The organism is Streptomyces mutomycini (genome assembly GCF_001700505.1).
Lineage (GTDB): Bacteria > Actinomycetota > Actinomycetes > Streptomycetales > Streptomycetaceae > Streptomyces > Streptomyces mutomycini.
In genome coordinates, this window is the sequence record NZ_MAPV01000127.1 from 23,790 (window position 1) to 38,598 (window position 14,809).

General features: G+C 70.6%; 12 protein-coding genes and 1 pseudogene. 4 read left to right on the plus strand and 9 right to left on the minus strand.

Translation table 11 applies throughout. The features are described from left to right. Positions 1 to 300 precede the first annotated feature (300 nt). Positions 301 to 1,863 (plus strand): UDP-N-acetylmuramoyl-L-alanyl-D-glutamate--2,6-diaminopimelate ligase, encoded by a 1,563-nt coding sequence (locus BFF76_RS18760; protein ID WP_079122417.1) that lies wholly within the window; start codon positions 301 to 303, stop codon positions 1,861 to 1,863. Between the two features lie 34 nt (positions 1,864 to 1,897). On the opposite strand, the gene BFF76_RS18765 is transcribed toward BFF76_RS18760, so the two are convergent. Next, entirely contained in the window at positions 1,898 to 2,545 is a 648-nt protein-coding gene (locus tag BFF76_RS18765; RefSeq protein WP_031095279.1) for an HD domain-containing protein, read from the minus strand. Between the two features lie 357 nt (positions 2,546 to 2,902). Here BFF76_RS18765 and BFF76_RS18770 point away from each other — a divergent pair, with 357 nt between their 5' ends. Beyond that, positions 2,903 to 4,036, plus strand: coding sequence for a S1 family peptidase (locus BFF76_RS18770; RefSeq protein ID WP_053929836.1), 1,134 nt, complete (start codon positions 2,903 to 2,905; stop codon positions 4,034 to 4,036). A 526-nt stretch (positions 4,037 to 4,562) separates the two neighbouring features. Here the strand turns inward: BFF76_RS18770 and BFF76_RS18780 are convergent. Further along, on the minus strand, positions 4,563 to 4,943 hold the full coding sequence (locus BFF76_RS18780; RefSeq protein WP_031095282.1) for a hypothetical protein: 381 nt from the start codon (positions 4,941 to 4,943) through the stop codon (positions 4,563 to 4,565). Between the two features lie 183 nt (positions 4,944 to 5,126). On the opposite strand from BFF76_RS18780, the gene BFF76_RS18785 reads away from it, so the two are divergent. After that, a complete protein-coding gene (locus BFF76_RS18785) occupies positions 5,127 to 6,458 on the plus strand; it encodes an ROK family transcriptional regulator (RefSeq protein WP_031095283.1) in 1,332 nt (443 codons plus the stop codon). A 14-nt stretch (positions 6,459 to 6,472) separates the two neighbouring features. On the opposite strand, the pseudogene BFF76_RS18790 reads toward BFF76_RS18785, so the two are convergent. Further along, positions 6,473 to 6,721: pseudogene (locus tag BFF76_RS18790) on the minus strand (substrate-binding domain-containing protein); the annotation flags it as partial. A gap of 196 nt (positions 6,722 to 6,917) precedes the next feature. On the opposite strand from BFF76_RS18790, the gene BFF76_RS18795 reads away from it, so the two are divergent. Beyond that, on the plus strand, positions 6,918 to 8,240 hold the full coding sequence (locus BFF76_RS18795; RefSeq protein WP_065848678.1) for a transglycosylase family protein: 1,323 nt from the start codon (positions 6,918 to 6,920) through the stop codon (positions 8,238 to 8,240). Here the strand turns inward: BFF76_RS18795 and BFF76_RS18800 are convergent. The 6 genes from BFF76_RS18800 to BFF76_RS18825 form a co-directional block, all read right to left on the minus strand. Further along, positions 8,210 to 9,388, minus strand: a complete 1,179-nt coding sequence (locus BFF76_RS18800) for a DMT family transporter (protein ID WP_208604859.1) — start codon at positions 9,386 to 9,388, stop codon at positions 8,210 to 8,212. The genes BFF76_RS18795 and BFF76_RS18800 overlap by 31 nt on opposite strands. A 238-nt stretch (positions 9,389 to 9,626) precedes the next feature. Continuing rightward, positions 9,627 to 10,082, minus strand: a complete 456-nt coding sequence (locus BFF76_RS18805; protein WP_053929840.1) for an ATP-binding protein — start codon at positions 10,080 to 10,082, stop codon at positions 9,627 to 9,629. A gap of 99 nt (positions 10,083 to 10,181) precedes the next feature. Continuing rightward, the gene (locus BFF76_RS18810) at positions 10,182 to 10,625 is read right to left on the minus strand and encodes a response regulator (RefSeq protein WP_031095289.1); all 444 of its coding nucleotides are present in this window, start codon (positions 10,623 to 10,625) and stop codon (positions 10,182 to 10,184) included. Beyond that, positions 10,622 to 12,247 (minus strand): sensor histidine kinase, encoded by a 1,626-nt coding sequence (locus BFF76_RS18815; RefSeq protein ID WP_065848680.1) that lies wholly within the window; start codon positions 12,245 to 12,247, stop codon positions 10,622 to 10,624. Before BFF76_RS18815 ends, BFF76_RS18810 begins: the two co-directional genes overlap by 4 nt. Further along, positions 12,244 to 13,503 carry a PP2C family protein-serine/threonine phosphatase gene (locus tag BFF76_RS18820; RefSeq protein ID WP_042836728.1) on the minus strand — a complete coding sequence of 420 codons (1,260 nt, stop codon included), beginning with the start codon at positions 13,501 to 13,503 and terminating at the stop codon, positions 12,244 to 12,246. Before BFF76_RS18820 ends, BFF76_RS18815 begins: the two co-directional genes overlap by 4 nt. 111 nt (positions 13,504 to 13,614) lie before the next feature. Then, positions 13,615 to 14,511: an RNA polymerase sigma factor SigF gene (locus tag BFF76_RS18825; protein WP_031095296.1), complete on the minus strand. Its 897-nt coding sequence runs from the start codon at positions 14,509 to 14,511 to the stop codon at positions 13,615 to 13,617. Positions 14,512 to 14,809 lie beyond the last annotated feature (298 nt).

Sequence of the window (14,809 nt, forward strand, 5' to 3'; positions counted from 1 at the left end):
ACTCGGCCCATGGGTCATACCGGCGTCACAGGGAAGTGCCTGCACCAGGCCGCCCCCGGTGTGCCCGCAAGCCGCCGTGCCGCCCTGCACGGTCACGGCTAGCGACCTTCAGCGGTCACCGCTCCCGGGCGACACCTCGCCCGTCCGCCGTATGCGGGCGCCCCACCGATCAGTGCGCGCCCCGATTCCACCTCGTACGTCGCACGCGCTCCACTTCACCACCGCTGCTTCGGCGCACCGCCGACGCGGCGTTCCGGCGAGGGCCGCACCACGGCTCGAGCCACCCTCGAAGGGACCACCTTGAAGCTGAGCGAGCTGCTGTCCGGACAGAACCACCACATCCTCCGGGGCGACCCGGAGATGACACGCATCACCGCAGGAACGGCGTTCGACACGGACCGGGTGACGCAGGGATCGCTGTTCATCGCGGTGCCCGGACACCCTGAGGGCGGTCCCGAAGGGGTCGCGCCCGCCCTCGCCCGGGGCGCGGCGGCGGTCCTCGTGGAAGAGGGCTGCGCACTGCCCGCGACCGTGGGGGACGTCTGCGTTGTACAGGTGGCGGACACCCGGAGCACGGCCGCCGTCGCAGCCTCCCGGTACCACGGCGATCCGGGGCGGGGCATGGACATGGTGGCGATCACCGGCACCAACGGGAAGACGTCCGTCTCCTACATGGTCGAGTCCGTGCTGCGGATCTCCGAGGGGGCGAGGGCCGGCGTCATCGGCACGGCCGGGAGCCGCATCGGCGACGAGCTGATCCCGATGCCCCGGTCGGTGCTCACCACCCCGGAATCCCCGGACCTGCAGTACCTGCTGGGATGCATGCGTGATCGCGGGGTCGGCACGGTGGTGCTGGAGGCCACGTCCATGGGCCTGCTCACGCACCGGGTCGACCGTACGTTCGTCGACGTGGGGGTCTTCACCAATCTGAGCCAGGACCACCTGGACGACCACGGCACGATGGACAACTACCGTGACGCCAAACTCCGGCTCTTCCAGGGGCTGTGCAAGCACGCCGTGGTCAACGCCGACGACCCGGTGGGGGCCGGTATCGGTGCGATGATGCCCGGCGCGGTGACCACGTACGCCCTCGATACCGAGGCCGACTACCGGGCCACCGACCTGGTCGTCGACGCCTCGGGCACCCGCTTCACGCTGCACCACGGCGGCCGGAAGTACCCGGCCGCGATTCCCGCGCCCGGCAGGTTCTCCGTGTCCAACGCGCTGGCCACGGTGGCGGCCTGCCACACCTTGGGGCACGATCTCGCCGGGCTGGTCGCCGCGCTCGAACGGATGCCGCAGATCCCGGGCCGGTTCGAGCGGGTCACGACCGCCGCAGGCACTTCGGTGATCGTGGACTACGCCCACTCCCCGGACTCGCTGAACAAGGTGCTCGGCACCATCCGTGGCTTCGCCCGTGCCAGGGTCATCACCGTCTTCGGCTGCGGCGGGGACAGGGACATCACCAAGCGTGCCGAGATGGGGATGATCGCCGGGACCCACTCCGACCTGTGCGTACTGACCTCGGACAACCCGCGCAACGAGGATCCCGAGGCGATCCTGGACCAGGTGGCTCCGGGCATCGCGGAGACCGGCACCCCGTACGAACGCTTCACCGACCGCCGTCGGGCCATCGCCTTCGCCCTGTCCGAGGCCGGCCCCGAGGACGTCGTCCTGATCGCCGGCAAGGGCAGCGAGCCCTACCAGATCGTCGGTGACGCGCTGCTGCCCTTCAGCGACATGGCCACCGTGCGGGAGCTCGCCGATGTCGCCGTGGCGGGGACTGGGACGGCCATGCGCCAGGCCGGGGCGAGGCCGGGTTCCCAGAGGCCGCCGTCGAAGCGGACCTCCCAGGAGAGGTGACAGCGTCGGGGCGGGTACCGAAGGCTGGGCGCCGTCACTCCGGCCACGGCGATTCGAGAACGGCGCGTACGAAGTCCCCGCGCTCGAAGCCGGGAACGTAGTGCTGGAGAACGTCGGCCTTGATGTTGCCGAAGGTCGTCTCCGGCTTCGGGCGGATCCCTTCGTTGAAAGCGGCGAGGATCCGCCGCTTGAAGTCCGGCCGTGGATGGAGCGCGACGATCGCGGCGCGGTCGGCGTCGGGGACGTCCTCGTAACCGATGCCGAGGACGTCGTACTCGACGCCGGCCGTCACCAGCGCCACCTCGGGTTCCATGAAGGCCGGGATGCCCGGAGTGGTGTGCAGGGCGATGGCCGTCCACACCCGCCGCACGCTGTCCTCCGGCACCCCACGGGACTGGAGGAAGCGGCGCGCCTCGTCCGCGCCGTCCACCTCGAAGCGCCGACCGCTGGAGCGGAAGCCCTCGCCCAGGCCCAGGTCGTGGAACATGGCGCCGATGTACAGCAGTTCCGGGTCGAAGGAGAGATCCCGCCGGCGCCCCTGCAGGGCGCCGAAGAGGAAGACCCGGCGGGAATGGTGGTAGACGAGCTCGTCGGTCATGTCGCGTACGAGCTCGGTCGCCTCCTTCGCGAGCGCGGTGTCAGGTACGTGCACACCGGCCGCCGACGGCGGATCGGTTGTCATGGCGTCACCGGGCTTCCTGAGCGAGGGATCGGAAGGGGTGTCCTCAGGATCGGTGCCCGGAGGCGCTGGGCGGGGGCGACAGGCCGTGGGTCCCCCGACTGGTGCGCGTACGGGGGAGAGGAGACGCGTGCTGGTGAGGCCGATCCGGGCGGGGCCGCCGGGCCCCGCTGATCGCATCCCGCTTCCCGGGTGAGGCGGTGAACTCGCGGCCGTCATTGGCATGGACCTGCCTGTCGAACTGCACTACAGTCCGAGGCGGCAACTCTGAGAGCGCTCTCAGAAGGTTCTCGGATGCTTCCTGTTCCATCCCCACGATGCTGGAACAACAGAAGGGGCACTCCCTTGAGACACACGACGATGGTGCGGACCGGTCTCTCCGCACTGCTCATCATCGGCACCTGGGCGACCGCCGGCCTGACCCAGGCCGCGGCAGCCGACCCCCACTCCTCCGCCGAACCTCAGGCCTCTGCCGGGATCGTCACGGCCATGCAGCGCGACCTCGGGCTGACGAAGGATCAGGCAGAGAAGCGTCTCACCGCGGAGAAGGCGGCTACGGCGCTGCAGGGAAAGGCGCGGAGCGCGGCCGGGGCGTCGTTCGGCGGCTCGTGGTTCGACGCGGGCAGCGGCCGGCTGACGGTCGCCGTCACGGACAGCGCCAAGGCCGGTGCCGTGCGGGCGACCGGCGCCGAGACCCGCGTGGTCGACCACACGGCGCGGGAGCTCGACGCCACCAAGGACCGGCTGGACGCACTCTCCGCGCCTAGCGGAGTAAGCAGCTGGCACGTCGATCCGCGGGCGAACAGCGTCGTCGTGAACGTCGTCGCCTCCGAACAGGGTGACAACGATGTCCGCGCATTCGTCGCGAAGGCGCGCAAGGCGGGCCCCGTCACGGTGAAGCGGACCGCCGAGGCGCCGCAGACCTTCGCTGCCGGAACGGTCGGCGGCGACCCGTACTACACCGGCAACGTCCGCTGCTCCATAGGCTTCTCCGTGCACGGCGGCTTCGTCACGGCAGGCCACTGCGGCCAGGCGGGCGGAGCGGTCAGGGGCTGGGACGGCTCGGCCATCGGCTCCTTCCAGGGCTCGTCCTTCCCCGAGAACGACTACGCCTGGGTGAACGTGGGCAGCGGCTGGTGGACCGTCCCCGTGGTCCTCGGCTGGGGCACCGTCTCCGACCAGTTGGTCCGCGGCTCCAACGAGGCCCCGATCGGCGCCTCGGTCTGCCGCTCCGGCTCCACGACGCACTGGCACTGCGGCAACGTCCTCGCCAAGAACGAGACGGTGAACTACAGCCAGGGTGCCGTCCGCCAGATGACGAAGACCAGCGTCTGCGCCGAACCGGGTGACTCCGGCGGCTCGTTCATCAGCGGCGACCAGGCCCAAGGAGTCACCTCGGGCGGCTGGGGCAACTGCAGCGGTGGCGGTGAGACCTGGCACCAGCCGATCAACGAGATCCTCAACCGCTACGGGCTGACTCTCCACACGGCCTGACGGCTGATCATTCCGCGTCCCGGCGACCCGGCGGAACGCGACAGGTCTGCTGCGGCAGCAGGGTGGCCCCTCTGTCGCAGCAGACCTCAGCAGCCTCCGCGCACGCTCGCGGGCGGCACCGCCTGCAAGGCGCCCCCGCCCGTGATCACCGGCATGACGGTCGACAACACCTCGGACGTACAGGCGGGCAAGCCCTTCACCGTGAGGGCGTCGGTCTCCGACCCCGACGGCGACCCGCTCACGCACCAGGTGCTGCTCGGCAGCAAGTACGTGGACGACAGCGGGCAGCTCAACGGAACGCCGGGCTGTGGGACACACGGCGCACGGAGCCCGCCACCTCGATCCGCCGAACGGCGCGACTGCCGGCGGCGAGTACGTACCAGGTCCCGGTGGGGGACCGCCAGTGGGTGCACGAGACGCGGGTAGTGCCGGACGAGCGCAGCCTCGGCCTCCTTCGATTCCCACTCCGGCCGGCGGAGATCCCCATCTGCTCCGCGACGCCGGGTCCGCCGCTACTGCGACGGGTTCAGAGAGGCCCTTCGGGACCCTCCTCGCCCGAGCTCAGTTCCTCGGCACGCAGAGCCAGGTCCTGCAGCACGTCAGCGGAAGTCACGTCCCCCTGACCGGAGTCGTGGATCTGCGCGAGCGCGATGAAGGCCAGTGTGAACGCGCCGACCAGCTGTTCGACGGCGCCACCGACCTCGCGGCCCACGAGGGCGGCCATCTCCTCGACGGTGGCGTCGGAGGGGATGGCGATGTGCGGCATCGTCTCGTTGAGGAGGGTCGTCACCATGCTCCCTCCGGCGTCCAGGTCGCCGTCGCCCGCGTCCTCCTCGGCATGGCGCTGCATCTCGCCCGCCTCCGTGAGGATGCCGATCACTCGCTTGAGGACTTCGCTCTGCTCCATACGGCGAGCATAAGCGGCGGAACTCCCACGCCATGATCGCGCCCTCCGGCCCGGGGCCGTCGCAGTTCCCCACCGGGCGTTTGACGGCTCCTGCGGTGAGCCCGTCGACGCCCGCATGATTCAGGATGTGCAGAAATTCGGGCGCCGAGGGCCGGGGTATGTTGCCGGGGCGAAGGGAGCAACATGGCTGAGCGCAGCAGACGGACCGTGCGTGACCTGCGAAAGGGAAATCGGGCGCGGGTCCTGCAACGGTTGCATTTCGACGGGCCGTTGAGCCGTCAGGAGCTGGGACCCGTGACCGGGCTGAGTTCTGGATCCGTCAGCAATGTGGTCACCGAGCTGGCCTCGGAGGGGCTTCTGGAGGAAGCGGGCATCGTCGACTCCGACGGCGGGCGCCCCCGCACCCTGCTGAGGATCGCCCCTGGCGGTGGGCTGTTCGTGGGCATCGACATCGGCGAGACCCGGGTGCGCGTCGAGCTGTTCGACCTCTCGCTGACGGAGCTCGCCCGCACGGACCGCCTGCTCGCGCAGCACGGTTACGACGTCGAGCGGATCGTCGGCCACGTCCGTTCGGGTGTGGCCGACGTCCTGCGTGACGCGGGGGCCGACCCCCGCACGCTGCTCGGCATCGGTATCGGGGTGCCCGGCATCATCGAACGCGACGCCCCGGCGGCAGCGGGCGGCCCAGGCGTTGTCGTGCACGGTCAGACCATCGGATGGAGCGCCGTCCCCTTCGAGCGGCTGCTCCGCGAGGTCGTGGACGTGCCGCCGGAGGTGCCGTTCTTCATCGACAACGGCGCGAAGACGCTGGGGCAGGCCGAGATGTGGTTCGGCGGAGGCCGGGGAGCGGATACGGCTGCTGTGGCCCTGATCGGCTCGGGAGTGGGCGCGAGCGTGAACCGGGGAGACATCCTCGACGAGGACGTCACGAACGCGGCCCTGGAATGGGGCCACACCACGGTGCAGCTACGGGGCCGCCGGTGCCGTTGCGGTTCCATAGGCTGCCTGGAGGCGTATGCGGGCGCGGAGGCCATGCGGGAGCGCTGGCAGGAGGCGGGTGGTCCGCTGTCGGCGGAGGCCGACGACGAGACCGCCCTCGCCGCACTGCTCGCAGCCGCCCGTCCGCCCCGGGGTGGCGCCGCCCCGGACCCGGTGGCGGTCTCGATCCTGGACGAGACGGCCGAGTGCCTGGGCGCGGCCCTGGCCGACCTGGTGAACCTCTTCCTTCCCGAACGGATTCTGCTCGGCGGCTGGGCGGGCCTCCTCATCGGCCCGCACCTGCTCCCCGAGATCCGCCGGTACGTCCAGGCATACGCGCTGGAACACGCGGTCGCCCGCACCACGATCGAGCTGGGGCACCTGGGCCCGGACGCGGTCACCGTGGGCGCCGCGACCCTGCCGCTCTCCGATTTCCTGGCACGCGGCGGCACCCGCCCGGAGCAGCCGCCCCTTCCGGGCACCGCCCCGGCCGCGGCCCGTGCGGCACCGAGCCAAGGCCGGACCGCGGGGGACTGAGGGGCCGGCGCGTCCTACGCGGAATCCCGTACCACCAGCACCGGTTCGAAGATCACCGACGTCGCCGGTCCGTCCGGTGCGGCCAACCGGTCCAGCAGCAGCCCGGCCATCTCCGCCGCCATGTCCTCCACCGGCTGGCGTACGGTCGTGAGCGGCGGCCGGCAGGCCGAGGCGGCGCTGCTGTCGTCGAAGCCGACCACTGCCACGTCCTCGGGCACGCGCCTGCCGTGTTCCCGCAGCACATGGCACGCTCCTGTCGCGATACAGGAGGGCGGTCCACGGGATAGAGCGCTCTCCCACGGTGACCGACGAGGTCCGGCCGATGTCCGCCGGTTCGTACCCCGGGGTGTGTGCCGGGTGCACGGGTGGCGCCTGCTGACTGTTCACTTGTCATCACCCTTTGTATGCACATAAGTTGGCCGCTTGCGACGTGTCCTACTGCAGTGGGGGAGCCCGATCATGGCCGCGACCGGACGGCACCGCAGATACCAGCCCAGCCGTATCAACCGAGCTTCGCTCACGGTGACGGCGGGAGGCGCGGGCATCGCGCTCCCGCTTCTCACGGCCGCCTCGGCGGGAGCCGCCACGACGGATGTGTGGGAGAAGGTCGCCGCCTGCGAGTCGACCGGCAACTGGCACATCAACACGGGCAACGGCCACTACGGGGGACTGCAGTTCACCCGGTCGACCTGGGCGGCCTACGGTGGCACGGCGTTCGCCGCGCGGGCCGATCTGGCGACCAAGGACCAGCAGATAGCCGTCGCGGAGAAGGTGCTCGACGGGCAGGGCCCGGGAGCCTGGCCGACGTGTTCCGTACGGGCCGGCCTGAAGCAGGGCGGTGACGCACCCGACCTCGCCCCCCAGACGAAGCGCCAGGTCGCTGCCGACGCGGGGCAGGACAAGGCGGGGGAGTCCGGAGCCGCGGAGAAGACAGCCCGTGACACCGCTGCGGCCAAGACGTCACCCACCACCGTGCCCGGCCTGCGTGAGTCGTACACCGTCGCGCGCGGCGACTCCCTGTCCAAAATCGCGTCCGCCGAGCGGGTCGAGGGCGGCTGGCAGCGGCTGTACTCGGCCAACCGCACCGTGGTCGGTGCCGACCCCGACCTCATCCTCCCGGGACAGCGGCTCACCCTCGACGTGGCGGCCACGCCGCCCGCGGCCCCCAGGCAGAAGGCGGCGCCCCGGCCCGCCGCCCCGAAGACCACCGCCACCCCGAAGGCCAAGGAGAAGGCCGAGCCCAGGACCGACACTCCCGAGGCCGAGGAAAGAGACACTCCCGGGCCCGCCGCCTCCAAGGCCGCGGAAAAGCCCAGAACCTCTGCCCCAAAGCGGACGGCGAAGCCCGCCCAGGCCGAGAAGAAGGCGTCCAAGCCGCAGTCCGGCTTCACCGCCCCCGTGTCGGCCCGCACCGGCACTCCCTACCACCAGGCCGGCTCATGGTCCAGCGGCTACCACACGGGCGTCGACTTCCCGGTCCCCACCGGCACCTCCGTGAAGGCCGTCGCCTCCGGGAAGGTCGTCTCGGCCGGCTGGGCGGGCGCCTACGGCTATGAGATCGTCGTCCGGCACAGCGACGGCAGGTACAGCCAGTACGCCCACCTCTCCTCTCTCCTCGTGCGCGAGGGGCAGCAGGTCGGCAGCGGACAGCGGATCGCGCGCTCGGGGTCCACCGGCAACAGCACCGGCCCGCACCTGCACTTCGAGATCCGTACGGGCCCCGGTTACGGGTCCGACATCGACCCCCTGGCCTACCTCAGGGCCGGCGGCGCGAGCGTCTGAACACGTCCCGCCCGGCCCTCTAAGTCACCTCGGCGAGCCGAGCCGGCAGCGGTCCGTCCGCCGCCGAACTCCACGCGCCCGCCGCCGTGGTCCAACGGCAGGGTCAGCGGAAGGGAGAGTGCTGTCGGCGCCGGAAAAGGGTCCGGCAGCACCGCCGCTCCCAGGGGAGCGGCGGGCTTCGCCGGCTCGGGCAGTACGACCGCGCGGGACACCGCCGAGCCCTCGGCCGGGACACCGGCGTGCCCCTCCCGCGTACGGTCCCCGGCTCCCGCTCCTTCCGGCGTCCGCCGCCCGGCTCCCGTACCCTCCGGCCCACGCTGCTCCGCTCCCACCCGCTCCGTGGTCAGCAGCACCAGACCGGCCGCCGCCAGCGCGCCGCAGCCGAGCGCGAGCAGGGTGCCCGTGATGCCGTAGCGGAACTGCTCCCCGAACATGGTGATACCGACGGCGGCAGCCAGAACCGGATTGACCACGGTGACCGTGGCCAGCGGTGCCGCCAGCCCCGCGCCCCGGTACGCCGCCTGGGAGAGCAGCAGTCCCGCTGCCGCGAGCCCCGCGATGGCCAGGAGGGTCGGCAGACCTGAGGCCACCGAGCCTGAGGTCCACTCCACGGCCACCGTCTTCGTGAACACCGACGCCATACCGAAGGCGACGCCGGCGCCGGTGGCCAGTACCACGCTGCGCAGCATCGGCCGGCGCATCCCCCGGGCGAGGACCATCAGGGCCGCCACGGTACCGAAGGTCCCGCTCGCCAGCACCAGCTGCTCAGGTCCTGCCAGCGTGTGCGATCCGGCGCTGCCCGTGAGAGCCAGCAGCCCGGCCAGGCCGACCGTGGCCATCAGAGCGCCACGCCATGCGGTCCGCCCCGCCCTGCGGCGGACGAAGAGCGCCGCCATCGGAAGTGCGAAGACGATCGTCAGGGCTCCCAGGGGCTGCACGAGACTGAGCGGCCCGTACGCCAGCGCCACGACGTGAAGCACGGCTCCCACACCGTTGAGCGCCACGGCCACCCACCAGGCGCCGTTGCGCAGCGGTGCGTACGGGCGGCTGTCACCGGCCGCGGCCACGCGCTCCTGGACGATCGCGCCGGCCGCGTAGGCGACCGCGGAGACCAGTGACAGCAGCACGGAAAACGCGAGGGAGCTCATGCAGACCACGATGTCCCGTCGGAGCCGCCGCGTCGTCGTCCTTGAGGCGGCGATTCGGCGTACTGCTCCAGTAGTACGTCCATCCCTCCTGGGTCCTCCTCTCGACGGTAGTCCTCCTGGCCCGAAGGCTCAGAAGTTCGTCGCGGAGGTCACGCGGTGCTGTTCTCCCGCTGCGCCGGGTGCACGGAACGCCGTCGCGGCGGGCATATGCCCCGGGAGGGGAGGCCGGAGAGCCCGTTCAGGTGCTGAGCATGAACTCTGCGCGGATGCGCTTGCCTACGGGGACCCGCTCGGCCGTGACCCGGTCGCAGAGGGCGACCACGATCTCCATGCCGTGACCGCCGAGGCGGGCCGGATCGGGTGAGTAGAGCACCGGGAGCGCCGTGCTGCTGTCGTACACCGTGACGCTTATGCGCCGCGCGTCGCCCTCCAGCTCCAGCAGGTACGGGCCATGGCTGTAGCGGTCCGCGTTGGTGACGAGTTCACTGACCGCCAGCATCAGATCGCTGCGGGTGTGCTCGCCGAGGACCGCGAGCCACTCCGCCACCAGCCGCGCCAGGAAACGGTCGGCGAGCGCGCGTGCCTGCGCGATGCATCCGGGCTCGCCGTCGAACACCTCAGCGGTGAGCAGAACCTCCGTGGACGGGGACCCCTGCAGCGGGGCGTCCGACCGTGAGGTGGCCTGTTCGTTCATGTGCTCCAGCCAAGGCGCCGCAGGGGAGGTCATAGACCTCTTCTCGCCGTTCGTCTACCCGCGTCGAGAGATCCCACTCCGGGGGGATCCCTCCAGATCTTACGCACGTGGGGGCAACCGGACCACGCTCACGAAGAAGTCGTCGATCTGGCGTACCGCACCGATGAACTGCTCCAGGTCGACCGGCTTGGTGACGTAGGCGTTGGCGTGCAGCTTGTAGCTGCGCAGGATGTCCTCCTCCGCCGACGACGTGGTGAGTACCACCACCGGGATCAGCGCCATGTCGGGGTCGGTCTTGATCCGTTCCAGCACCTGCCTGCCGTCGTACTTCGGCAGATTCAGGTCGAGGAGCACCAGGTCGGGGCGCGGAGCGTCGGCGTACTCGCCCTGGCGGTACAGGAAGTCCAGCGCCTCCTGGCCGTCGCGCACCACATGGAGGGTGTTGCGGATCTTGTTGTCCTCGAACGCCTCACGGGTCATCAGTTCGTCGCCGGGGTCGTCCTCGACGAGCAGGACCTCGATGGGCTTGACGTCGTCGTTCACTGGGTGTCTCCCGACCGGGGGGTGAGCGGGGCGGGGGCGAGCAGCTCCGCCGTCGTGTGTGTGGGTGCCTCAGGAAGCACCGGCAGGGTGAAGTGAATCAGTGTGCCCTCGGCGGGTTCCGGGTCCAGCCAGATCCGGCCACCGTGGAATTCGATGATCTTACGGCAGAGGGAGAGCCCGATGCCCGTTCCTTCGTACTCGTCGCGGGCGTGCAGGCGCTGGAAGATGATGAACACCTTGTCGGCGAATTCCGGCGCGATCCCGATGCCGTTGTCGGCGACCGTCAGATGCCAGTCGTCGCCTTCCCGGACACACCCGACGGTGATCCTGCACGGCACGTCGGCGCGGCGGAACTTGACGGCGTTCCCGACGAGGTTCTGCCACACCATGGTGAGCGAGGTCGAGTCGCCGAGCAGCTCCGGCAGCGGATCGTCGCGTACGACGACGGCTCCGGAATCCTCCACGGCCAGGGTGAGGTTCGACAGGGCCCTGTCCAGGGCCGCCTCGAGGTCGACGGGTTTCCAGCTCTGCTGCACCCGGCCCACCCGGGAGAAGGTCAGCAGGTCGTTGATGAGCACCTGCATCCGCTTGGCACCGTCGACAGCGAAGTCGATGTACTGCCGGCCGCGGTCGTCCAGCTCCGAGCCGTACCGCTTGTCCAGCAGCTGGCAGAAGGAGGCCACCTTCCGCAGCGGTTCCTGGAGGTCGTGCGAGGCCACGTAGGCGAACTGTTCGAGTTCGGAATTGGACCGTCGCAGCTCCGCGGTCTGCTCGGACAGCAGCGTCTCCCGCTCCTGGGACTCGGCCAGCTCCGCGACCAGACGCTGACGCATGTTCTCGGCCGCCGCCGCCACCGCCCTGACGTCGGAGGGGCCGCGGACCTCGATCCTTCCTGCGAAGGCGCCCGACCTCACCTTCCCCGACGCCGCGGCCAGCGCGTCCAGCGGACGGCCCACCATGCGGTGCAGCAGCAGACTGAGCGAGATGACGGCGAGCACGAAGCCGGCGACCAGAGCGACGAGCACCCGGTCCCGAGTGGTGCGCGCGTCATCCAGCTGGGCGCGGGCGGCGTCGCGTGCGTCGTCCAGATGGCGCTGCTGGACGGTGTACAGGGTGCGCAGGGCGTCGAACTCCGACTTGCTCCGCAGGATCGGAGCCGAGGAGGCACCGGTGGGCCCGCTCGTGCGCACCGCGGCGATCAGCGGCTCGGCCTGCAGGGTCCGCCACTGCCGGGCAGCCTTCTCGATCCGGTCCAGGTCCTCGCCGTGCCGCTGCTCGTTCCCGAGCAGCGCACGCACCCGGGCCAGCCGGTCCCGCTCGGCCCGCATGCCCGACTCGTAGGGCTCGAGGAACGAGGTGTCGCCGGTGAGGGCGAAGCCGCGTACCCCGGTCTCCTGGTCCAGGAGTGAGTTCTGCAGCTGGAACGAGGCGGAGCGGGCGGGCTGGATCCGGTCCACCAGGTCCGTCGTCCGGTCGGAGATGCGGGACAGGACGAGCCCGCCCACGACGAGGCACCCGCAGACCACCAGTACGAAGCCGGCCAGGATCAGATGGACCCAGTTCTGCACCGACAGCCGGGCTATCCGGCCGGGCCGCCCGGAGGAGGTTTCCGCGGTGCTCATGAGTTCGCCTTCCAGCCCAGATGAAGAACGGCGACGTCGTCGGCCAGTCCGCCGTAAGGAGAGGCACTCTCGGTGGCCTCGGCGACCAGCGCGTCGACGAACGCGCGGGGTTCCAGGGTTCCGTACCTGCCGGCCATGGCCAGCAGACCGTCCTCGCCCAGCCGGGACGTGGGCCCCGTACGCCCCTCGAACAGGCCGTCGGTGAACAGCACCAGCTCACTGCCGGGAAGGAGCTCCAGCTCGGTGATCGTCCAGCGGCCGGCGCCGGGCATGAGACCGAGCGCCATCCCCGCGTCGGGCTCCACCCAGTCGACGTCCGTGCCGCGCCGCAGGAGCAGCCCGGGGTGCCCGGCCCGTGCGATGAACACCTTGTCCCTGCCGGGCGGGAAGACGAGCGTGGTCACGGTGGCGAACACATGGGGATCGGAACGCTCGGCGACGAGAATCCCCTCCAGGAGACCGATCTTCTCGCGCTGCGAGACACCGGTCAGTACGGCCGTGCGCCAGGCGACCCGCAGGCAGACGCCCAGGGCGGCCTCCGCGGCACCGTGCCCGGACACATCGCCGATCACCGCGTGCACCACGCCGTCGGCGGTCTGCACCACATCGTAGAAGTCCCCGCTCAGAAGGCCGTAGGCGCGCCCGGCCTCGTAGCGCGCGGCCACCTCGAAGCCGTCGTCCAGCAGCAGCGGGATCGGCAGCAGGGCGCGCTCCAGACGGGCGTTCTCCTGGGCGATCAGCCGGCTGGTGCGCATCGCGGCAGCCGACCGCTCGGCCTGCTTGCGCTGCAGGGCGTAACGGACCGCGCGGCCCAGCGCCTCGGGATCGATCCGGCCCTTGACGAGGTAGTCCTGGGCGCCCTGCGCCACCGCGGACAGCCCGGTCTCCGACTCGTCCAGACCCGTCAGCACGATGACCGCCGCATCGGGGGCGGACTCGACCAGCTGACGGACGGCGTCGAGGCCGTGCACATCGGGCAGATGCAGGTCCAGCAGTACACAGACCGACGTGCGGCAGCCCAGCAGGAACCGCCGCGCCTCGGCGAGCGTCTTGCACCATGTGAGCGGGGCATCCAGCTCGCTGTCGGTGAGCATCTCCTCGACCAGCAGGGCGTCCCCTGAGTCGTCCTCGACCAGGAGCAGGACCGCGTCGACGTCCCACACGGACGTGTCGGTGGAGGCCGGTACCCTCTGCTGCTCCGGAATCCCGTTCAGTTCTCGCACACGCGCAGAGGTGTCCAACGGCGACTCGGCCACACTCCACCCCTTCCGACGGACGGCGCACCCATGGCCGTATCGGCAGGAAGCATATGTGACTGAGGCCCGGCACCAGGCCGGGCCTCAGTTGTCAGGTGCGCAAGCCGTTGATCAGGCCTCGACGCTCATGCCGGTGCGCAGGCGCTGGACGATCCTGCTCAGCAGGCGCGACACGTGCATCTGGGAGACGCCGAGCTCAGCGCCGATCTGCGCCTGCGTCATCTCCTGCCCGAAGCGCATGTTGACGATCTTCCGCTCCCGCTCGTCGAGCTGCCGCAGCAGAGGGGCCAGGGCGTGCAGGTTCTCGACGCTCTCCATCCCCGGGTCGTCCTCGCCCAGGACGTCGGCGTAAGCACGCTGGTCACTGCCGGATTCGCTGTCGGCGCTCGGTGTGTCCAGCGAGCCGGCCGAGTAGCCGTTGGCGGCGACGAGACCCTCGATGATCTCCTCCTCGGGGAGGTCGAGGTGCGCCGCGAGCTCCGCGACCGTCGGGTCGCGGTCGAGCTTCGCCGACAGCTGCTCCTTGGCCTTGGCCAGCTCGACCCGCAGCTCCTGCAGCCGTCGCGGCACGTGGACGGACCAGGTCGTGTCGCGGAAGAACCGCTTGATCTCACCGACGATGTACGGCACCGCGAACGTCGCGAACTCGACCTCGCGCGAGAGGTCGAACCGGTCGATCGCCTTGATGAGGCCGATCGTCCCCACCTGGATGATGTCCTCGGTGTCGTCACCGCCCCGGTTGCGGAACCGCGAGGCGGCGAAGCGCACGAGGGAGAGATTCATCTCGATCAGGGTGTTCCGCGCGTACTGGTGCTCGCGCGTACCCTCCTCGAGGACCTGGAGCCGGTCGAAGAAGAGCTTCGACATGGCCCGGGCGTCCTGAGGGGCCACCTTGCCGGCGTCCTCGATCCAAGGAAGCGCTGCCGTGTCGGAAACCGCCTCCGCCTCGCCGCACCGCGTCGCCGCCGTGCCGATCGCTTCGGTGGTTCGCACTGACATGGCCGTCATGGTGTCGCCCTCCCTGGTGTCCGCTGCAGTGACGAGCGCATGCCCGCTAATCCGGAAGTAATGCCACCGGATGCCGAAGTTTTTTCGTGGAGATTCCCGGACGGCCGGACGAGGCCGCCTGATATCACTTTCTGTGACTGTCCGGGTGGTTCGCGTCAGCGGGGCGACGCTGCCGGCGGTGTGTCTGCCGGTCGTGCTCGCCGGCGTGTGCCGCTCCCTCCCTGCCGGTGGGATCCGGGGGCAGGCAGCCGAACGGAGCAACGCACGACTCGTGGCAGACTTGACCGGGGCATTCCGC